This is a genomic window from Providencia heimbachae ATCC 35613, from assembly GCF_001655055.1.
GTDB classification, from domain to species: Bacteria; Pseudomonadota; Gammaproteobacteria; order Enterobacterales; family Enterobacteriaceae; genus Providencia; species Providencia heimbachae.
This window is the reverse complement of record NZ_LXEW01000015.1, coordinates 125,535-144,281: the sequence shown is the minus strand read 5'-3', so window position 1 is coordinate 144,281 and position 18,747 is coordinate 125,535. Positions and strand designations below refer to the sequence as shown.

Here is an 18,747-nt window from a genome sequence, read left to right as displayed (position 1 = left end):
AAGAACTTCTAAAGTTTTTTATCAAGGACGGAAGCTAATCTAGCCTCAAAAGGAGTGAGGGCATATGCCATTACAGGAAGAGAAAATTTACCATTTGTATCGGTTATTAAGTCAATTTGGCGAATTGAAAAGAAAAAATCATTTCGGTGGGTACTGTTTGCTTGTCGATAATGCAATTGTGGGTGTGCTTTTAGATGGGCACTTTTATTTAAGAGGGTGCTTGTTTGCAGGGAGTCATTTCGAAGCATCGGGCCTCAATAGGCTAGTCTATAGTAAAAAGGGGATCCCGCTGGAACTTCGCTATTATCAATTATCTGAGCAAATGTGGCATGATGAAAAATTGTGTATCTACTATATAGAGCTAGCTTATCGGTCAGCAATTGAAGAGTTACAGCAAAAATGTTCTGCGATTAGGCGAATAAAAGATTTGCCTAACATGAATATGTCAGTTGAAAGGGCTCTGGGTAAAATTGGTATTTATAATGTGGATGAATTACGAATGTTGGGGGCTAAGGCCTGTTTTTTAAAGTTGAGGCAGTATGGACGAAATAATCCAAGTATTAAATTTTTGATCGGCCTCGCGGCTGCGATTGAAGGCTGTCACAGTGCAGTATTACCTTCGAATATTAAGCAAGAGTTGATCAATTGGTATAACAATGTCGATTAACTATCTAATTGGCCTAAGTTGATATCGCTTAATTGATTTTTATTATAGTAGCTAAGTTAGCGATGATGCGGGTTTTAAAAACATCACATTAGGATTTAAATACCCGCTCATCAGTTTATTTTATGACAAACTAATTTGTTTGATCATCAATTTTATTTCAGGAATAAGCTCAAGTAGCAACTTGGTTTGTTCCATGATTAATAGTGTTTTTTCATCATCGCTGATGGATGTGCTATCAATCCTGCTCAGTAAATTTTGGCGTAATTTATCTGACTTTTCATCAATAATGGCCGGATCTATCGAAGTGATTTGGATCGCGGATTCTACATAGCAAATCGCATCATTCAATAATGCTAGATTTTCATCATCTTGTATTTTCTCACGATGAGCACCTAATGCTGAAATGTAGCTTAATAAAGTATGATTCAAGCAAAGTAGGCGAAATGCCTGTTCTTGCGTGATCTGATACGATTTTGGGTCAGATGCCATATTAGAAACAATAGAAGCAAATTCAGCATCATTATTGTGAGCATCACGCCTTGCAATTCGATACTCAAGGCTATTGTCTTTACCTTGATAATACTGCAATAAAATCGCATCCAAATATCGACAGTTACTGTCCATGGTTTTTTGTATAACTTGCGGAAGTTGGCGAAATTTCCAGTCTGGCCAAATAAAGCTGACCGCTAATAGCGCGATAAAACAGCCGATTATCGTGTCAATGATCCTCGGTAGTGCAATGTCGAATCCTTCACCGAGTAGATTAAAACAAAATAGCACGAGTAAAGTAATGAATAAGGTAGCTTGGGCATATTGACTGCTGCGGAACATGAAAAAAAGCAACCCTGAAACAACAATCAGAGCCAGTTGTCCCTCGATCGATGGAATAATATTGAGTAAGGGTAATCCGATTAATATCCCCACAATCGTGCCAATGATACGTAAAGCTAAACGCCGTTTTGTCGCACTATAGTTTGGCTGGCAGACAAATAAGCTAGTTAGCAAAATCCAATAACCTCTTTCCATATCAAATAATTGAATAATGGCGTAACCAGTACAAAGTAGTATCGACATTCTCACTGCATGACGAAAAAGTGAAGATTTCGGAGTTAAGTGGTGCTTAACTCGGGTGATGACATCACCAATACCAGAAAGTGATTCATCAGATAATTGCTCGATTTGTTTATTACTTTGTTGCCAGGTACTTTGTTCGAGGCTCAACCCTTTAAGCTGAACATCAATTCCTTTTAAATTTTTAAGCAAGTTATGCAATGCTTTGATTTCATGCATTTCAGGGGACTGTGCTTTTAACAATTGCAGGGAATTTTCAAGGTATGCAAAAGTGCGTTCAAAACGCGGGTTATGTTGATAAGGTTTTCGCCATAACACAGATTGAGCCACTTGGTGACAAGCTCTTGCCTGCATAGTCAGTAAGCGCTGAAAACGAAATAAAATATCATAATGACGCAGTGTGCGGCTGAGTTGCTGATATTGAATGTGTGAAGAACTGGCTCGTTCATGAATGTCTTGTGCAACAAAATAGTAATGCAGTGTATTTCGAGTGCCTTTTTGTCCTCTATCGCCTTTTAATCGACTGAGTAAGACTATTTTAGCTTGGTTCATGGTGTTAACTAGATTGCTATTTACCAAGGCTAAATCATAAACAGACCGTTGATAATCATCTTCAAGGTCAGGATCAAATAGGCTAGCCTTAGCATCTAAATAAGCTGATAATTGTTGATAACACTGGGTTATTGCATCTTGAAGTGGCCTAACAGGGAAGAGAATATGGCCTATTAAGGTTAAGATGTTGTACCAAATCGCGCCGGTCAATAGCAATGCAGGCTGTTGATACCAAGTATCAAAAATAGGCACACCAAGCATAGTGTAAATGGCAATGAGTAATGCGCCAAAAGCGATAGTCGCATAACGTTGTCCGAGTGCGCCAAGTAATATAAAAGCACAGGTAGAAAAAGCCAGCCCAAAAAAGAAAAATACTGGGTAGGGGAAAAGTAATTCAATTGAGACCGAGGCAATAAAAAAACAAAATAAAGTAATGATTAAGTTTTTTATTCGGCCAGTTAGCCTATCATCTAAGTCAGTTAATGCAGCCGCGACGACACCCAAAGTCAATGGAATAGTGACTTTAGGTTCTTGATCTAATAACCAAGGGACTAAGGTTGTCCCTGTTAGGGCTATTAAGATTCGGATATAATACAAAATATGGCTGTTATACAGCACACGACGATAACTGGTTAGCAGCGTTAGCACAAAATACCTCAACGGTAAGACAGTCCCTAGTTTATATAGGATAGCGTGTTTACGACGAATAAAAAACCGTTTGAAATCAAGCTACCCTTATTTTCATTTTTGATTATTCAGGTGCAGGACGTATGGAACTGAAATCGACACAGATTGGACAGCGCCTGGCTCAGCATCCCTATAACCGGGTTCGCTTACTCAATGCAGGCATTGAAGTCAGTGGTGAAAGTCACCAATACCTTATTCCATTCAACGAGCTAATTGATATTCGTTGTAAACGCGGGATTGTATGGGGTGAATTAGAATTTGAAGTCATTGATGAGCAAGTCGTGCGTTTGCATGGTACAGAGTGGAAGCAAACTCAGCATTTTTATCATTATGTTACTGATAAGTGGCAGCAATGGAGCGCTGAAATGAGCGCGGTTAGTGCTGACGTATTAACTTCACTCGTGAATACTATCTTGCAACAGACAAACCAAGATGCTTGGCTGAGTTTTCGACATTTAACGACCATCAAGCAAAATATTACCGAGCAATTTTCTTCGCTTCCTCTCCCTTTAGCCCGAATTCCATTATTTGAAAATTGTGTGTCGCAATATCAATTATGCGCTAAATGGCTAAATGATAGCGAGCAATGCCGCACTCAAAATAATAAAAAGTGGTGTGAATCTGTACTTATTCGTTATAACGATTTTTTCCAGAATATAGAGTCTTCTCCATTAAATTATTCGCAATCATTATCAGTCATTAATGGGGAAGATAATGTGCTCGTACTTGCCGGTGCGGGGAGTGGGAAAACATCTGTTTTGGTGGCGAGAGCCGGTTGGTTATTATTAAGGGGCTTAGCAAAGCCAGAGCAAATTCTATTACTTGCATTTGGTCGTAAAGCGGCTCAAGAAATGAATGAGCGTATTCAATTAAGGCTTCAGCAAGAAGATATTGAGGCAAAAACATTTCATGCTTTAGCGTTGCATATTATCCGTGAAGGCAGTAATAAGTCGCCTGTTATTAGTGAGTTAGAAACGGATACTAAAAAACGTCAAAAATTACTTGTAGATGAATGGCGAGAGCAATGTTCCACGAAAAAAGCACAAGCTAAAGGGTGGCGGGAATGGCTGTCTGATGAACTGCAATGGAATATTCCTGATGGGGAGTTTTGGCATGATGAAAAAATAAGTAATAAGGTCAGTGCGCGTTTAGAACGCTGGTTGAGCCTAATGCGTATGCATGGGGGAAGCCAAAAGGAAATGATAGAAAATACCAATGAAGAAATAAAAGATCTTTTCCAAAAGCGTATTCGTTTGATGGCGCCATTATTAAAAGTGTGGAAGGGCGCTTTAAAAGAAGAGGGCGCTATTGATTTTTCAGGGCTGATCCATCAAGCGATTAACCTTTTGGAAAAAGGCCGCTTTATTAGCCCTTGGAAACATATATTAGTCGATGAATTCCAAGATATTTCGCCTCTAAGAGCTAAATTGTTGCAAGCATTACGTCAACAAAATAAACAGACTGCATTATTTGCTGTTGGTGATGATTGGCAGGCGATTTATCGCTTTAGTGGTGCTGAATTAGATTTGACAACCTCATTCCAAACCAATTTTGGTGAGGGTGAACTTTGTGCTTTAGATACCACGTATCGCTTTAATGAACGAATTGGTGATATTGCCAACCAGTTTATTCTGCAAAACCCATCACAATTAGATAAACCATTAAATAGCCTGACCAAGGGTAATAAAAAGTCAGTGGTTTTATTGTATGAGGATGCATTAGAGCGTTTATTAGATAAAATGAGTGGTTATGTTCTTGATGAAGAAACAATATTAATACTCGCTCGATATCATTATTTAAAGCCTGAAATTTTAAATAAAGCCCCAACTCGTTGGCCAAAGTTGAATATTCAATTTATGACGATCCATGCATCTAAAGGGCAACAAGCTGACCATGTCATTATTTGTGGCTTAAATAGCGGAAAAGATGGGTTTCCTGCACCTGCGAGAGAATCGATTATTGAGCAAGCATTATTGCCACAACATGAAGATTTTGAACATGCGGAAGAACGTCGATTGCTTTATGTGGCGATAACCAGAGCTAAGCAGCAAGTATGGTTATTGTATAATCATGAAAACCCTTCAGAATTCGTTGAGGACTTGAAAGGGTTAGGCGTGCCTAGACAGAAAAAACCGTAATGGTATTTATTATACGGTATTGAAAACAATATTGTGCCGGAAGACTTCCCGGCACGATATATTCTTAACGGGTACGTTTATCTAAATAACTTTGGTAATCAGGGATCACCACATCAATCGTTTCATCAAAATAAGGCGATGTAATCAGAAAATCTGCCGTTGCAGCATTTGTTGCGACTGGAATATTCCATACGGTGGCTAGGCGCAAAAGCGCTTTAACATCTGGATCATGGGGGACAGCATTGAGTGGATCCCAAAAGAAAATAAGTAAATCAATTCTTTGTTCGGCAATCATCGCACCAATTTGCTGGTCGCCCCCCATTGGGCCGCTAAGCATTCCAGTAACATGTAAACCGGTATGATGATTAACTAGACTACCTGTTGTTCCCGTGGCAAATAGCTTATGCAGTTGCAATTTTTCGTTATTTTTCTTCGCCCAAGCAAGTAACGAGGGCTTACAATGGTCATGGGCAACCAATGCGATATTTTTAGAAGCGGCTATTTTGCGGGTTGTTGATTCCATGATATTCCCTTAAATAAGAAGCGGCTAGTGCGGCTCTAGAAAGTGATTGAGTATATAGCTACAAGATATAGCATAATGCAGGTAAATAGTTTACTGGTTTTGGGAGATATTTAGATGAAAGATCAAGAAATTGCTCAAATTCTACAGAGTGTTAACACAATTGCTTTAGTCGGTGCTAGCGATCGTGAGAATCGACCTAGTTATGAAGTGATGGAATATCTATTACAGCAAGGTTATGCGGTTATACCTGTAAGCCCTAAGTTAGCAGGGCAGACACTTCTGGGACAGCACGTTTATGAAAAGCTGAGTGATATCCCACAATCGATTGATATGGTGGATGTCTTTCGTAATGCAGAAGCTGCCGTAGGTGTAGCCAAAGAAGCCGTTGAAGTAAATGCAAAAGTATTGTGGCTTCAACAGGGTGTAATTAGTGAAGAGGCAAAACAAATTGCTTTAGCTGCGGGTATGAAATTTGTAATGGATAAATGCCCAAAACAAGAAATCCCTGCATTAGGCCTGGAAAAATAATTTTTTACAAAGGCATAATGAAGTAAAGCAGCTATAAAGCTGCTTTACTGGTTGTGTTCATGATTAAATTAATTACGCAGACGCGGTGCCAGCAATTGTGATCTTATTGATTCAGCTAACTCATCCATTGACGGTTGTTCCGGGTGGTCATCAATAATTTCATAAGTGATTTGTGCTTCAGCTAAATACGTATGAACAGCATCCCCATTATCATCTTCCATAACAACATGATACCAAGGTAGATCGCGTAGTGTTGTGTTAGATGCGATATCATCATCATGTGGTTGTTCGAGCGAATATTCCGGGTCAACATCAACCACAACGCCTAAATAGCCGAGAAGTTTGTGTCTTACCTGTTGCCCGATGCCATATTTACTGGTGATCATCATAGCGACCTCCTAAAAGCCTTGCTTATACTTTAAACTATATAGGGGCAGTGCTGTGCGTTTTCAAGCTAATATATGGACAATTATTAATAACGCAATACACTGTCTTTATACATAACGACGAAAAAAGCAGTGCCTTATAAAGCAGATTATCTGCTCAATGAAAAAAAGACAATAGCTAAAAAAGTATCAATATATACCCAAAATAATCCGAGGTATGTCGATAATAAGCAAGCTAACTCGCACATCGGAGGCAAATATGGCAGCATCAGGTCGCTATTTTTATATTTATGGTCGTGTTCAAGGGGTTGGATTTCGTTATCAAACTTATCATTGGGCCAATCAAAATGGCATAAAGGGTTTTGTTTGTAATCGGGATGATGGCAGTGTAAAGCTGGCTATTTATGGGTCTGAGCAGGATATTAGCTTTATAGAAGATTGGCTGAAAGCGGGTGGGCCACCTGGTGCGAAAATCGACCACTTCTTTAGTGAAAATTGGCAAACTGAAGCAATAGCGGATTTTTCTGTCCGCTATTGATGGTTATTTAGATACATTTAACAGGTTTAGGAAGACCTGCAAGCTTTGTTGCTTGCTTTGCGGGTCCTTTGGGAAATAATCGATATAAATAACGGCTATTTCCTTTTTCTTCACCAAATTGTTGAGACACTGCTTTCACTAGCATTCTAATTGCTGGAGAGGTATTAAATTCCAAATAAAAAGAACGGACAAAACGAATAATTTCTAAATGTTCGTTTGTGAGCGTTATGTTTTCTTGCTCTGCAAGTAGCGGAATTAATTCTTCACTCCATTGCTGGCTATTAAGCAGGTAGCCTTGAGCATCAGTTTCAATTTCTTGATTGTTAAAAACCAACATACTTATTTTCAATCCAAACCAAAGTAGACAGTAAATTTAGCAAAAATTAAGCAATAACCCAAGTAAAGTGGGATAAATGTTGATAATTTCGCCCATCAGTATGCTAACCGCTTATTTTTAAGACGAATGATATAATTAGGGGTTTACATCGAAAGCGAGGATGTTTATAGTGCTCGTCATTGCGGAGGGGTGGCCGAGCGGCTGAAGGCAGCGGTCTTGAAAACCGCCGATGGGTAACCATCCGAGAGTTCGAATCTCTCCTCCTCCGCCATCTTCACTTCTAGCAACGTCTCCTAAAGTCTACCAATCCCAGTTAAATCAAGCATTCTAGCGAAATCTCACTCTACCGAAGTCTACTAGCGTCTTTCTAAATCTATACAATCTATTGTATAGTTTCTTGTATAGAATTTACCTCTACAATTTTCCTATACAATATTGGTGATTTATGAAGCTAACAGACATGGCAATTAAGCGTGCCAAGCCAAAAGAAAAATCATACACGCTGGCGGACGGTAACGGGCTATCTTTGTTAGTTGAAACTAACGGATCCAAAGGTTGGCGTTATCGTTATCAGTTCGCTGGTAAAACCAAAATGATATCGTTAGGCATCTATCCTGTTGTCACGCTCAATGAAGCAAGAACGAAAAGAGATGAGGCACGAAAACAGGTTGCCAATGGTATTAATCCAAGTGAAGCTAGAAAATCAGAAAAAGCGGCAACAATTAACCAAACTGAAAACACCTTTAAAAATATTGCCCTTGAATGGTATGAAGGTAGAAAGGATCGCTGGTCTGTTGGTTATCGTGATGACATGATGGACGCATTCGAAAAAGACGTCTTTCCTTATATAGGTAATCGCCCGATTGCTGAAATTAAACCAATGGAATTACTTGAAGTGCTTTCTATTATGGAAAAGCGCGGAGCAACCGAAAAGCTAAAGAAAGTTCGTCAACGTTGTGGTGAGGTGTGGAAGTACGCAATTATCACTGGTAGGGCTGAGTATAACCCTGCGCCAGATTTAGCCAGTGCCTTTGTTCCACATAAGCGTGAGCACTACGCCCACCTTTCAGTAAGTGAGTTGCCAGAGTTTCTTTCTTCTATAGATAAGTACATGGGAAGCCAGATTGTGAGAGTGGCATTAAGGGTACTTATATTAACTGGAGTTCGACCAGGCGAATTGAGAAAGGCGGAATGGTCAGAAATTAACTTTGATACTGGAGTGTGGGAAATACTGGCTGAAAAAATGAAAATGCGTCGACCTCATATTGTGCCGCTATCAGAGCAGGTTATTGATTTATTGAAACAGATACATCCAATCAGTGGTAGCTATCAATATATATTCCCTAGCCGCACTGATTATAGAAAGCACATATCAGATATGGCATTGAATACGATGATTAGGCGCATGGGCTACAGCGGCAGAGCCACAGGCCACGGATTCAGGCACACAATGAGCACTATCCTACACGAGCAAGGCTATAACACTGCATGGATTGAGACACAGTTAGCGCACGTTGATAAAAACTCTATTCGTGGAACGTATAATCATGCTCAATATATCGATGGACGTAGAGAAATGCTTCAATGGTACGCTGATTACATGGGAGCATTAGAGAACGGGGATAACGTTGTGCACGGTAACTTTAAACGTGCTTAATCCACCAGCTACCAAATACAGAACCAGACAGTAAAAGGTCTGGTTTTTTTGTGCCTAAAATAGTCATAACTGGACAAATAGACAGTAATTATAGACTGTAGTAGACTTGCATGTACTATAAAGAATAAAGCTATGTCTAGGCTGATCCCCGAAAACTAGTACACCTCTACTAGCTGGCATAGCTCCTACAGAATGAGGGCGTGAGGTGGCGTTGTGAGTGTATTAAATAGCTTTATTGCGGAAAGAAATCAGGCTATTCAATTTAAAAAGTTGTTTGACGCGATTGCAGAGCAAGAAGAACAGCCAATTGATGTTGTCGCTGCCTTTTTTTATAGAAATAGAACAGATATTTGCTCCGATGAAGAGTTGGATAATATCTCAGTTCCTGCATATCAGTGTTATACGTACTCTCGAATTTCTGGTTTCGATCCGTATCCTGATCAATGGTTTCAAGAAAGATGCTTTGATTTGATAAGAGCGATTGGCGAACAGTATCAAATTTATGATGAAGAGTTACCAGAATATGAGTTTGGCTACATGGTAACTCCGAATGAATATATTGGATTACCTGATGATTACCAAGGTTTCTTTCCTGAGTTTTATTTTAAATATGATGAAATTAAATCTTTTTTAAATTCTCATAATATTAAATTTCCTGAGCAGCTTGAGATTGTTGATACTAAGCCCTCAAAAAGAGAGGACTCTATAGATGGCATAGCTACAGAAGAAATAACGGTTACAACACATTCAGCGGAACTAGACAAACCCATGAGAACAAGAGAAAGAAATAACCTTCATGCGATTATTGGTGGGTTGCTGGTTACCATTATCAAAAATAGTAAAAAAAATCAGAGTTCTGTTATTTATGAACTAACTGAGCTATTTCAAGATGCTGAGCCATTTTCTAAAAGAAATTTAGAAGAAAGGTTTTCTAAATCTAAAAAAGTTTTAAAAGATAAAGGATTTGAGTTCGATGAGTTAAAGGCTATCTCTGATGAGGTGAAAAATGATTGATTACGATAAGGAGAGCTGCGCTTCATTTCAGCGTTTATATTCATACTATCATGTTGAACAAATGGCTATGCTATGGTGTGGAATAAAGCCATCTGATTTCGATGAGGTGATCTCTGAGTGTGAATATATAAAAAGAGCCGTACCTAAACACCCATATATTGGATGTTTGGAACATCGAGCTATGGCTATCATGGATGGAATAGAAGCGAGGCAATTAGCTGTTGGACGTGATGGAAGTAATCATGAAATAAATGAGCATGACCATATAGCCCCAGAAAGAAGAACGGTGTTATTAAAAGATTTTAAAGAATGGTTAATTGAGTTTTATCCTAATGAGAAGCCCAAACTTATATTTGATGATATTGAGCGAAATATGCATACATCAATTACGGTTGAAGCATATCAAATTCTTAGGGCAGATAGAGATCACTTGCAAGTTAGAATAAATAATGCCGAAGAGGTATTTAAAGAACAAAAAAAAGAATTGGAGTTATTGAAAAGAGAAAATTTAGCTTTAAAAAATACAAATGAACAGAGTTTACCAAGTATCAACTCTAGAGCAGAAAAAACATACCTAAATATAATAGGTGGGTTATTAGATGTTATTCTAGGTACATCCCCATCAGGCAAAAAATTATCTGTTTATAACAATCAAACTAACGTGATAGATGCCTTGCTTGCGAGGCATGAAGGGAAAGCGGGGATTAGCGAAAGAACATTACAAGAAAAGTTTTCTGACGCAAATAAAAGTTTAAAAGGATAATTACCGCAACTGCGGTAAAGAGTGCCGCAACTGCGGTGACGGCAATATCAAATATACATAAAGTTCCCCCTGAGTCTAAGAGCGTCTAGCAAGGCGTATTACAAACTAGATAACAGGGGGCATCATGCCAACAGTAACAACCTTAAAAGAAAACCTCATTCGCTTACCTGAAGTTATGCGTCGTACTGGCTATGGTAAAGCGTGGATTTATCGCCTCATTGAAACAGGTCAATTCCCTAAATCAGTAAAAATAGGTACTCGCTCTGTTGCTTTCGTTGAATCGGAAGTAGATGAGTGGATCGCTAGTAAAATTGCTGAATCACGTACTGGAGAGGTGGCTTAATGGAAAAGAAAAACCACCCGCTACAGGTGGCTTATCAGAATAACGTCACAGCGTCTATTCTACCAAAGAACCCACCGAAAAAACACCGTGCCCGTTTATATATGTTAGGTACTGGCATTAATGGATTTACAGAGAATGAAATATTAATTCATTGCCGTTTATCGTCAGGCCGTAATTACCCGAATGAATTAGAACGTTTATTAAATATCACCTTAGAACGCATTGATGAGCCTAACCCTGATGGTATTGGGTCACATTACCGTTACCGCTTTAAGACGGCTCAGGACGCGCAGAAGGTTATCAATTTAATTAATAAACGCGCTGAACACGGTAATTATCAATCACTGGATAAAGCACTCGTAAATAATATTTTAAGCCTCTACCCGACAATATAACGGAATAAGAAAATGAAACTAAAAAATGACAGCTTAAATGCTGGTGGATTCGCTCACCCTAAATTCAGCGACGAGGCTATTTTAAATATTAACTCAGATGATATTTCCGTTATTCGCTTTGAGGGGGTAGAGGTACGGATAGTTAAAATTAATAATGATCCGTGGTTCGTTGCTAAAGATGTTTGTGACGCATTGGAAATATTAAACTCAAGTGATGCTTTAAAATCATTAGACTTGGACGAAAAAAATACTATAGCTTTAAACTATGGTATTCAGGGAAACCCGAACAGGCAGGTTATAGCGGAGTCTGGTTTCTATAAGCTGATTGCCCGTAGCCGTAAGGCAACCACTAAAGGCACTTTTGCACACCGCTTTACTAACTGGGTATTCCGTGACGTTATCCCATCTATTCGTAAAACTGGCGCGTATGGTGTGCCATTCTCAGCGTTAAATGATTTCACCAAACGTCAACAGCAATACAAATTGATGGCATCTCAGCGTGGGCGTGATTTGCAAGCATGCAAGCCAGCTAAGGATAGCCTCAAGCGTGAAGAAAAGGCGATGTGGCTAAAGTACCAGCCTGATTTTCTTGATGGGGAGGTTCACTAATGCTTACCTACCAAGAGAACACCTCATTTCTGGCTGGCAACCAATCAGACAAACTTTCGTCCGGTCACCCGGCAAAATTATTTGCTCAGCAATCAGCTAAAAATTTAGCCGATGTATCAGCGAAAATTTACGCCAATCAATTAATTCTAACCACCGTTGGAGGATGGGATAGCGGCGATAATCTAAAAAGTGGGAAATTTACACCATTTGCTAAAGGTGATTTTTCTCACCTTATGCAAGGTTTATTCGGCATCACTACACGAGGCAGAATTGAGTTTTTACAGTCCATAAAAAAGGAGCACGAAGAGTTTTCGGAGTCCATAAAAAAGGGCAGCCAATCGGCTACCCTTGGAAACGTCGATATTAAATACCGAGCAAGTGAGAATATTAATACTAGCTTACTTCTCTGGTATGGCAAATATCAGTTTTTAGGCTCAATGCCTCGTGACTGTAATTCTTTTCGTATAACTCTTTTAATCCATGCAGCAAGGGATTCATCGCCATCTTGCGCCTGTGCTACTTCCATCATTTCTCGTAGTTCAGGATCAAGTCTGAATTGGAATGGTGGATTTCCTCGTCTTTCTGTTTTGTGTGTTGACACGTCAATTACACCCGTAGTATGGTATTTATGTGTCATTACACATTACACACTAGCGACACAAAAAACAATGCCCCGAAGTGGTGGAACACTAACAGGGCATCTAACCACCAACGATAACACTAGTATCGAGGTAGCTATGCCAGATCATAACACACCCGTCACAGGGCGGACTAGTCTCACCCCTAACCAATCGTACAGATGGTTATTCCTCGCGTTAAACCGTAGCGATTACACCGCTAAACCTTGCCGTATTGCTGTTACAGCACCGAACGAGAACAGTGCAAGACTGATGCTTGTACGTGATTACATGCTGATATTCGCTGGTCGCTTACCTGCTCAGGAGGTGGCTCATGCGTAACCCTCAACCTAATGACTTCTACACTCACAAAAATAATGGTGAAACCGTCAAAGTTCTATCGGTTCAATTCAACCGTGTGACCTTTCAGCGAGACGGCTTTGATAGTCCTGTCATTGTTCCATTAAGCCAGTTCAGCAACGAATACACCTATGCAGGGAGGGCTTAATTATGAGTCGTTTATATCCTGATAACTATCAGCGTATTCAAGCTGAAATAGCGGACATGTTAGGCAATAACACCCCTTTACACTCAGAAGAACGCAGCCGTGACCGTTTACTTAGGGTTAGAAAAGGTATGGCTCATATTCTTTGTGAGGTATTCCCTCAGATTGATGATCCAAAAAAACAAGAACTCTATTACTGGTTGGAAGCTATTAACCGTATCAGTGACGCAGAAGCCGTAGACGCTAAATCGGAGGGGAAAGCATGAGCAAGCCAATTTCTTTAGATGTAGCGGCATACAAGGCACAACAAGCCCATTCATTAGTTATGGCCATACTGGAAAAGGCTAACGGGAGATGCCCGACTGAATTAGTAGACCTAATTACTATCGCTTGTGATTTAAGTGGTGAAATACGGGAATCCCTCGAGGAGGCGACCAAATGAAAACAATTAAATTAAAAGTTGGTCACTTATCTACCTTGGAAGAAGTCGAGCATATCAACGAAGAACTCCAAGCGTTGTTAATCCCACTGTTAACGGCTGTAGAGAATGAGGTTGATACAGATACACATTTTCTACTGAGAGCAGTTAATCGCCTTGTACATGCTAAAGGGAAAGAAATTACTCGGTTAGCGGAGGTGATGAAATGAGACAAGTCACTATTAATGCCACCAGCTTAAGCCCATTTATGTATCAAGGTAAGCGAGTTGTCACCTTTGCCATGATTGACGAGGTACACCAACGCCCAAAAGGTACAGCAAAGCGCACATTTAACACGCACAAAAAGCACTTCATTGATGGGGTAGATTACTTTTTGCTCACTAAGTACGTAATACGTACCGAGTTACCCGAACTAGAAATAGGCGGCAAAGCAAAAGAGTTAATGCTTATCACTGAGTCAGGTTATTTGATGGTTGCCAAGCCATTTACTGATGATTTGTCGTGGCAGGTTCAACGCTCAATGGTTAACAGCTACTTTCGTTTGTCTGAGTTTCCAGAAATTAAACACATTCAAATACCCACGCTGGCGGAGCTTGAAGCCATGCCAATAGGTGAGGCTCAGAACTTAATTAGCCGTTTAGAAGCTGACTCTTATCAAGGCCACGGTAGGCGCGGTAGTTATGCCATGAACCTACGCCGCAAGGAGAAGAAAGCACTTAAACCGATGGTAATCGCCATTGAGCAAGCTTCACAGCTACACATTCAGGATATGGGGGAATATCAATCATGAGAACGTTTCAAATTGCAGGTTATGGCGCAACACCAAAAGGCTTAACACTTGGATTTTGTAAGCATGTGACATCAGCCAGCCAGAAAGATGCGCAATCACTGGTCATGCGTGAAGCTCAACGTGATGGGTTATCTCATATTCGAATTAATTATGTGCGTGAGGTGAAGTGATGACACCAGAACAAAAACGCCAGATAGAAATGCTTATTGAAACGCCTCAGAACCATACATCAACATTACTGACTTTGTTGTCTACATGGTGTGCGGCTGAGGAAGATAACGAAACTCGAAACATGATAAGCATTGCCTTAACGGTTGCCTGTCAGATTAAAGAATCACTGGATAAAGCAGTGGAGGGTAAATAGTGAATATTACAAACATTAACGCATTTGAGCACAGCGAACAGGGCGTAATTCTCATTACTGACGCAGCTAACCAAGAGGCAATCTGTTATGCAGACGCACTAGAAGCCTTGAATACTGGACACTTTGACGGTGATTTGCTGTTCGGCTTTGAGCTGGTCTTAGCAATATGCAAGGGAGAGCGTGACGGCTTTTTTAATTCTACTCATCAACAGCTTGTTATTTTGTGGCGTTGGATTACCGCCGCCTCGTTCGTCATGGAGCAGGCTGATAGAAATGGTTCACATGAAGTTAACCATGGTAACGGGAATATTGCCACCGCTGCCACTTACCGCAATGACCATGCAGCATTAACTGTAACAGCCGCCAGCGAACGCCTGTTATTGGCTGACCATGTTGAGGGCATAGCGTATGAGAACTTTGGGGCGAATGATGGGGCAATCATGGCGGTGAAGATGTACAAGGATTTTATTGACCTTGAGCCTAAAAAAGGTTGTCGACTATCTGACCGAGGGCGTGAGGGATTGAGCATACTTCACGATGATTTAATTCGAGTCATTGAAGCTAGCGAGTTCAACGACACCGTGACCATTCATTAAAAGGAGGTAATGACATGATAACGAAGAATTTTAAAGTTAATTCACTGGCGAATAGCTACGCAGCCGCTATTTATCATGATGTGACCACGCGAAACGGCGGTGATTGGTTTCCGATGAATGTAGGCAACAAGGCCATTGAGGTTGCCATTATTGACGGTGTGAAAGGTATTCGAATGCTCGTCGATAGTTATTTGCTGGAAGCACTCAAACAGTCTGTTTCTATGTGGGAAAAAACAGCCATTAGTTTAATGGATCAGTGCGTGATTAATGGCTATATCACGGGGTACGGGCGCGAGGTTTGGCAAAGCATGATTAATGATATGGGCGACTCTTTAGTCGATAAGGGGGCGTTTCAATGAAACCAATTGATGTTATCCGTGATGTGAAGCTGAAAGCCAACGGACAATGGCAAAACATATTATCTAACCTTGGGGCAGAAGTGCCCCTAAACACGCACACAGCCTGCCCTGCTTGTGGTGGAAAAGACCGTTTTAGGTTCGACAATAAAGGCGACAACGGCACGTTTATTTGTAACCAGTGCGGCTCGGGTGATGGGTTGGATTTAGTTCAGCGTATTTTAGGCGGCAGTGTGACCGAGGCAGCGCAGGAGGTTGCTGGCATAATTGGTATTGATACCCGTTCAGATAATCCACCAGCCTACCGTAGTCATGAGGTAAAGGCGCAACAGGACGTATTGAAAGCGCAGCAAGCCCAGAACCAAGCCAACGAACAGGTAGAGAAGCACAAACGTTTTACAGCGCGATACAGCCGTACTATTGCCAATGCTAAACAGGGTGAATCCGATTACCTGAAAGCGAAAGGCTTTGATAGTACCACCGTGACCCTATTAGCCGATGGATCGCTAATTATTCCATTGATAGATGCTGACGGCGCAATTACCGCCGCACAGACCATTAAACCCAATGGCGAGAAACGACTATTACTCGATAGCGTGAAGAATGGCAGTTATTACCCAATCAATGAGCCTATAAACGTGTCTACGGTGATTATCGCTGAGGGATTAGCAACCGCCATGACGTGCCATTTGCTGAACCCAGAAGCACACACAGTAGCGGCAATTGATGCGAATAACTTAATTCATGTGGCTAAGGTGATACGGACGAAGTACCCAGAAAGCAAAATCATCATTGCAGGGGATAACGACAGTAAAAATGCGGTCAACACGGGCAGGGTGAAAGCAGAAGCGGCAGCGAGAGAAGTTAGCGGCTATGTTTCAATTCCACCTTGTCAGGGAGATTGGAACGATTACCTGCAATCCAGAGAGGGGGAAGCCGCTGCCCCTGCTTTCAGCGAGGGAATGTATCAGCCACAAGGAGACGAGGCAATGATCCAAATTGATATAAATCAAAAAGCGATTAAATCCGACCCGATGAAAACGCGCTTTGAGTCACGGGAAGATGGTGTTTTTCTTGTTACACCAAAGGCTGACAAGGAAACAGGCGAAATTATCAATCATGAGCAATGGCTATCTAACGCGATAAAGCAGATCACAAAAGGCGTTAATGACCTTGGTGATGAATATTTAATTATCCAGTGGGGTAAGAGCAAAGTTCAAGCAGTGCCAACAGGCGATATTGGAGAACGTGAAGGTTGGCGTGTACTGAAAAATGCTGGATTATTTGTCACGACAAAATCAGGGTTAAGACAATCTTTTTCTGATTGGTTATTGCGTCAACCATTCAAAGAAAATTGGAGTATCACCAATAAATCAGGCTGGCACAAAGGCGCGTATATCATGCCTGATGGTTCAATTATTGGTACACCTGAGCAGCCGATATTTTTTAACGGACAAAGCGCAGCGGCTACCGCCTACCAGACAAGCGGAACAGTCGAAAGCTGGCGGAATGACGTAGCGCGATTGGCTAACGGAAACAGTTTCATGATGATAGCGATTGGGGCAGCACTCGCCGCACCCATGACAAGCATTGTCGGGGCTGACAGTTTTGGGCTTCACTTATACGCACAGTCTACCGCAGGGAAAACCACCGCCGCAGATATGGCAGTGAGTTTATACGGCGAACCCGATTTACAGCGTTTAACGTGGTACGGCACGGAATACGGCATGACTAACGAAGCCGTAGCGCACAATGACGGGCTTTTATATTTAGATGAAGTCGGACAAGGGGCAGACCCTAGGCACGTCTATAAATCGGCTTACACGCTGTTTAATGGCAAAGGCAAGATACAAGGCGCGAAAGAGGGCGGCAATCGACAAGTTCAAAACTGGCGTACCGTAGCAATCAGTACAGGTGAGAAAGATATTGAGACGTTTCTATCTATGGCAGGGATTAAGGTCAATGCAGGTCAATTAGTGCGACTACTCAATATTCCAATGGAACGTGCCACTGAATTACACGGCTGTGAAACAGGAAAAGCCCACGCAGATTTAATCAAGGTGAATTGTCGTGATAGCTACGGGGCAGCAGGGCGTTACTGGATTGAATACCTATCCAGCCATAAAGATGAAGCAAAGGAGACTTACCGCGTTGCTAAATTACGCTGGAGCAAGTTAATACCAGCCAGCTACGGTGAGCAGGTACACAGAGCAACAGACCGATTCGCCACACTGGAAGCCGCCTTGTTGATGGGTAGCGTTATTACGGGTTGGAATGAACAGGATTGTCGGGATGTGGTTCAAACAATATTTAACGTATGGGTCGCAGAGTTCGGCACGGGCAACAAAGAAATAGAGCAAATTAAGGAGCAAGCCGAGGGCTTTTTAAATGCGTATGCGTTTAGTCGTTTTGCGGTTCATCCATATGTGATGGGGAGTGACCGAGTTAACAATATTGCAGGTTATCGAGAAATCAGAGACGGCATAACGTTATTTCATACATTCCCGAAAGCGTTTACCGATGAAATCGTCAAAGACTTTAACGTCAAAATGGCAGAAAAGGCACTGGCAGAAATCGGAATGTTACAAAAAGGTGATAAAGGGCGGTATAAAAAACGCACCATTACCGTTGATGGTACTCGACCATTATTCTATGTGTTGATGTATGCGCCCGAAGATTGCCAGCCAGAATAAGGCTTTCACATAATGAAGGAAAAGTAGTGTGTCAAGTGTGTCAGACCTGTATAAAAAATAACATAAGATTGATTTATAAGATTATTAAGTAAAAAAGCTGACACACTCGTGACACACTTTAAGGCATATCTGACACACTAATCATCGTTTCTGACACACTATTTTTTATTTGCATGACT

26 protein-coding genes and 1 tRNA gene are annotated in these 18,747 nt (G+C 41.0%); 22 read left to right on the top strand and 5 right to left on the bottom strand.

Features of this window, described 5'->3' with window-relative positions:
- Positions 1–64: 64 nt before the first annotated feature.
- Entirely contained in the window at positions 65–667 is a 603-nt protein-coding gene (locus tag M998_RS04575; protein ID WP_068442324.1) for a TfoX/Sxy family DNA transformation protein, read from the top strand.
- 120 nt (positions 668–787) lie between these two features.
- Here M998_RS04575 and yccS read toward each other — a convergent pair whose 3' ends face one another.
- Entirely contained in the window at positions 788–2,938 is a 2,151-nt protein-coding gene (gene yccS, locus M998_RS04570) for a YccS family putative transporter (RefSeq protein ID WP_145980648.1), read from the bottom strand.
- 122 nt (positions 2,939–3,060) lie between these two features.
- On the opposite strand from yccS, the gene helD reads away from it, so the two are divergent.
- Positions 3,061–5,115, top strand: coding sequence for a DNA helicase IV (helD, locus tag M998_RS04565; RefSeq protein ID WP_068907780.1), 2,055 nt, complete (start codon positions 3,061–3,063; stop codon positions 5,113–5,115).
- 64 nt (positions 5,116–5,179) lie between these two features.
- On the opposite strand, the gene M998_RS04560 is transcribed toward helD, so the two are convergent.
- Positions 5,180–5,638, bottom strand: a complete 459-nt coding sequence (locus M998_RS04560) for a methylglyoxal synthase (RefSeq protein WP_068442331.1) — start codon at positions 5,636–5,638, stop codon at positions 5,180–5,182.
- Positions 5,639–5,752: 114 nt separating this feature from the next.
- Here M998_RS04560 and M998_RS04555 point away from each other — a divergent pair, with 114 nt between their 5' ends.
- Positions 5,753–6,166 carry a CoA-binding protein gene (locus tag M998_RS04555; RefSeq protein ID WP_068907779.1) on the top strand — a complete coding sequence of 138 codons (414 nt, stop codon included), beginning with the start codon at positions 5,753–5,755 and terminating at the stop codon, positions 6,164–6,166.
- 68 nt (positions 6,167–6,234) lie between these two features.
- On the opposite strand, the gene hspQ is transcribed toward M998_RS04555, so the two are convergent.
- Positions 6,235–6,555: a heat shock protein HspQ gene (gene hspQ, locus M998_RS04550; protein ID WP_175403138.1), complete on the bottom strand. Its 321-nt coding sequence runs from the start codon at positions 6,553–6,555 to the stop codon at positions 6,235–6,237.
- A 256-nt stretch (positions 6,556–6,811) separates the two neighbouring features.
- Here hspQ and M998_RS04545 point away from each other — a divergent pair, with 256 nt between their 5' ends.
- A complete protein-coding gene (locus M998_RS04545) occupies positions 6,812–7,090 on the top strand; it encodes an acylphosphatase (protein ID WP_068442335.1) in 279 nt (92 codons plus the stop codon).
- Between the two features lie 7 nt (positions 7,091–7,097).
- On the opposite strand, the gene tusE is transcribed toward M998_RS04545, so the two are convergent.
- A complete protein-coding gene (gene tusE, locus M998_RS04540; RefSeq protein WP_068442337.1) occupies positions 7,098–7,427 on the bottom strand; it encodes a sulfurtransferase TusE in 330 nt (109 codons plus the stop codon).
- A gap of 183 nt (positions 7,428–7,610) precedes the next feature.
- On the opposite strand from tusE, the gene M998_RS04535 reads away from it, so the two are divergent.
- The 7 genes from M998_RS04535 to M998_RS04505 all read left to right on the top strand — a co-directional run bounded on the left by M998_RS04535 (position 7,611) and on the right by M998_RS04505 (position 12,208).
- A tRNA-Ser gene (locus M998_RS04535) sits at positions 7,611–7,698 on the top strand.
- A gap of 174 nt (positions 7,699–7,872) precedes the next feature.
- On the top strand, positions 7,873–9,084 hold the full coding sequence (locus M998_RS04530; RefSeq protein WP_068907777.1) for a tyrosine-type recombinase/integrase: 1,212 nt from the start codon (positions 7,873–7,875) through the stop codon (positions 9,082–9,084).
- A 213-nt stretch (positions 9,085–9,297) separates the two neighbouring features.
- On the top strand, positions 9,298–10,098 hold the full coding sequence (locus M998_RS04525; protein WP_068907775.1) for a hypothetical protein: 801 nt from the start codon (positions 9,298–9,300) through the stop codon (positions 10,096–10,098).
- Complete coding sequence (locus M998_RS04520; RefSeq protein WP_082912998.1) at positions 10,091–10,861, top strand: hypothetical protein; 771 nt, start codon at positions 10,091–10,093, stop codon at positions 10,859–10,861. The genes M998_RS04525 and M998_RS04520 overlap by 8 nt, the downstream gene beginning before the upstream one ends.
- A gap of 124 nt (positions 10,862–10,985) precedes the next feature.
- On the top strand, positions 10,986–11,204 hold the full coding sequence (locus M998_RS04515) for a helix-turn-helix transcriptional regulator (RefSeq protein ID WP_068907773.1): 219 nt from the start codon (positions 10,986–10,988) through the stop codon (positions 11,202–11,204).
- Positions 11,204–11,599 carry a PM1773 family protein gene (locus M998_RS04510; RefSeq protein WP_068907771.1) on the top strand — a complete coding sequence of 132 codons (396 nt, stop codon included), beginning with the start codon at positions 11,204–11,206 and terminating at the stop codon, positions 11,597–11,599. The genes M998_RS04515 and M998_RS04510 overlap by 1 nt, the downstream gene beginning before the upstream one ends.
- A 12-nt stretch (positions 11,600–11,611) precedes the next feature.
- The gene (locus tag M998_RS04505; protein WP_068907769.1) at positions 11,612–12,208 is read left to right on the top strand and encodes a BRO-N domain-containing protein; all 597 of its coding nucleotides are present in this window, start codon (positions 11,612–11,614) and stop codon (positions 12,206–12,208) included.
- 421 nt (positions 12,209–12,629) lie between these two features.
- Here M998_RS04505 and M998_RS20045 read toward each other — a convergent pair whose 3' ends face one another.
- Complete coding sequence (locus M998_RS20045; RefSeq protein ID WP_111751002.1) at positions 12,630–12,809, bottom strand: hypothetical protein; 180 nt, start codon at positions 12,807–12,809, stop codon at positions 12,630–12,632.
- 136 nt (positions 12,810–12,945) lie between these two features.
- Between M998_RS20045 and M998_RS19245 the strand changes: the two genes are divergently transcribed.
- Genes M998_RS19245 through M998_RS04460 form a run of 11 tightly spaced genes read left to right on the top strand, consistent with a single transcriptional unit; the run spans position 12,946 to position 18,568 of the window.
- Positions 12,946–13,167, top strand: coding sequence for a host cell division inhibitor Icd-like protein (locus M998_RS19245; RefSeq protein WP_232007512.1), 222 nt, complete (start codon positions 12,946–12,948; stop codon positions 13,165–13,167).
- Entirely contained in the window at positions 13,160–13,333 is a 174-nt protein-coding gene (locus tag M998_RS19240) for a DUF4222 domain-containing protein (RefSeq protein WP_004265088.1), read from the top strand. Before M998_RS19245 ends, M998_RS19240 begins: the two co-directional genes overlap by 8 nt.
- A 2-nt stretch (positions 13,334–13,335) precedes the next feature.
- A complete protein-coding gene (locus M998_RS04495; protein ID WP_068907766.1) occupies positions 13,336–13,596 on the top strand; it encodes a hypothetical protein in 261 nt (86 codons plus the stop codon).
- On the top strand, positions 13,593–13,772 hold the full coding sequence (locus M998_RS04490; RefSeq protein ID WP_004906531.1) for a hypothetical protein: 180 nt from the start codon (positions 13,593–13,595) through the stop codon (positions 13,770–13,772). Before M998_RS04495 ends, M998_RS04490 begins: the two co-directional genes overlap by 4 nt.
- Positions 13,769–13,978, top strand: coding sequence for a hypothetical protein (locus M998_RS04485; protein WP_068907764.1), 210 nt, complete (start codon positions 13,769–13,771; stop codon positions 13,976–13,978). The genes M998_RS04490 and M998_RS04485 overlap by 4 nt, the downstream gene beginning before the upstream one ends.
- Positions 13,975–14,559 (top strand): ORF6N domain-containing protein, encoded by a 585-nt coding sequence (locus tag M998_RS04480; RefSeq protein WP_068907762.1) that lies wholly within the window; start codon positions 13,975–13,977, stop codon positions 14,557–14,559. The genes M998_RS04485 and M998_RS04480 overlap by 4 nt, the downstream gene beginning before the upstream one ends.
- Positions 14,556–14,729 carry a hypothetical protein gene (locus M998_RS19640; protein ID WP_169817208.1) on the top strand — a complete coding sequence of 58 codons (174 nt, stop codon included), beginning with the start codon at positions 14,556–14,558 and terminating at the stop codon, positions 14,727–14,729. Before M998_RS04480 ends, M998_RS19640 begins: the two co-directional genes overlap by 4 nt.
- Positions 14,729–14,923, top strand: a complete 195-nt coding sequence (locus M998_RS04475) for a hypothetical protein (protein ID WP_068907761.1) — start codon at positions 14,729–14,731, stop codon at positions 14,921–14,923. Before M998_RS19640 ends, M998_RS04475 begins: the two co-directional genes overlap by 1 nt.
- Complete coding sequence (locus M998_RS04470) at positions 14,923–15,519, top strand: hypothetical protein (RefSeq protein ID WP_082912997.1); 597 nt, start codon at positions 14,923–14,925, stop codon at positions 15,517–15,519. Before M998_RS04475 ends, M998_RS04470 begins: the two co-directional genes overlap by 1 nt.
- 14 nt (positions 15,520–15,533) lie before the next feature.
- Positions 15,534–15,878 carry a hypothetical protein gene (locus tag M998_RS04465; RefSeq protein ID WP_068907759.1) on the top strand — a complete coding sequence of 115 codons (345 nt, stop codon included), beginning with the start codon at positions 15,534–15,536 and terminating at the stop codon, positions 15,876–15,878.
- Positions 15,875–18,568: a DUF927 domain-containing protein gene (locus M998_RS04460; RefSeq protein WP_068907757.1), complete on the top strand. Its 2,694-nt coding sequence runs from the start codon at positions 15,875–15,877 to the stop codon at positions 18,566–18,568. The genes M998_RS04465 and M998_RS04460 overlap by 4 nt, the downstream gene beginning before the upstream one ends.
- Positions 18,569–18,747 lie beyond the last annotated feature (179 nt).

Coding starts and splice junctions, on each gene's coding strand:
- M998_RS04485 (WP_068907764.1), top strand. CDS start 13,769: ATGAAAACAATTAAATTAAAAGTTGGTCACTTATCTACCTTGGAAGAA.
- M998_RS04515 (WP_068907773.1), top strand. CDS start 10,986: ATGCCAACAGTAACAACCTTAAAAGAAAACCTCATTCGCTTACCTGAA.
- M998_RS04475 (WP_068907761.1), top strand. CDS start 14,729: ATGACACCAGAACAAAAACGCCAGATAGAAATGCTTATTGAAACGCCT.
- M998_RS19245 (WP_232007512.1), top strand. CDS start 12,946: ATGCCAGATCATAACACACCCGTCACAGGGCGGACTAGTCTCACCCCT.
- M998_RS04520 (WP_082912998.1), top strand. CDS start 10,091: ATGATTGATTACGATAAGGAGAGCTGCGCTTCATTTCAGCGTTTATAT.
- M998_RS04490 (WP_004906531.1), top strand. CDS start 13,593: ATGAGCAAGCCAATTTCTTTAGATGTAGCGGCATACAAGGCACAACAA.
- M998_RS04465 (WP_068907759.1), top strand. CDS start 15,534: ATGATAACGAAGAATTTTAAAGTTAATTCACTGGCGAATAGCTACGCA.
- M998_RS19240 (WP_004265088.1), top strand. CDS start 13,160: ATGCGTAACCCTCAACCTAATGACTTCTACACTCACAAAAATAATGGT.
- M998_RS04545 (WP_068442335.1), top strand. CDS start 6,812: ATGGCAGCATCAGGTCGCTATTTTTATATTTATGGTCGTGTTCAAGGG.
- M998_RS04555 (WP_068907779.1), top strand. CDS start 5,753: ATGAAAGATCAAGAAATTGCTCAAATTCTACAGAGTGTTAACACAATT.
- M998_RS04495 (WP_068907766.1), top strand. CDS start 13,336: ATGAGTCGTTTATATCCTGATAACTATCAGCGTATTCAAGCTGAAATA.
- M998_RS04575 (WP_068442324.1), top strand. CDS start 65: ATGCCATTACAGGAAGAGAAAATTTACCATTTGTATCGGTTATTAAGT.
- helD (WP_068907780.1), top strand. CDS start 3,061: ATGGAACTGAAATCGACACAGATTGGACAGCGCCTGGCTCAGCATCCC.
- M998_RS04505 (WP_068907769.1), top strand. CDS start 11,612: ATGAAACTAAAAAATGACAGCTTAAATGCTGGTGGATTCGCTCACCCT.
- M998_RS04560 (WP_068442331.1), bottom strand. CDS start 5,638: ATGGAATCAACAACCCGCAAAATAGCCGCTTCTAAAAATATCGCATTG.
- M998_RS04480 (WP_068907762.1), top strand. CDS start 13,975: ATGAGACAAGTCACTATTAATGCCACCAGCTTAAGCCCATTTATGTAT.
- M998_RS04510 (WP_068907771.1), top strand. CDS start 11,204: ATGGAAAAGAAAAACCACCCGCTACAGGTGGCTTATCAGAATAACGTC.
- hspQ (WP_175403138.1), bottom strand. CDS start 6,555: ATGATGATCACCAGTAAATATGGCATCGGGCAACAGGTAAGACACAAA.
- M998_RS04460 (WP_068907757.1), top strand. CDS start 15,875: ATGAAACCAATTGATGTTATCCGTGATGTGAAGCTGAAAGCCAACGGA.
- tusE (WP_068442337.1), bottom strand. CDS start 7,427: ATGTTGGTTTTTAACAATCAAGAAATTGAAACTGATGCTCAAGGCTAC.
- M998_RS04530 (WP_068907777.1), top strand. CDS start 7,873: ATGAAGCTAACAGACATGGCAATTAAGCGTGCCAAGCCAAAAGAAAAA.
- M998_RS19640 (WP_169817208.1), top strand. CDS start 14,556: ATGAGAACGTTTCAAATTGCAGGTTATGGCGCAACACCAAAAGGCTTA.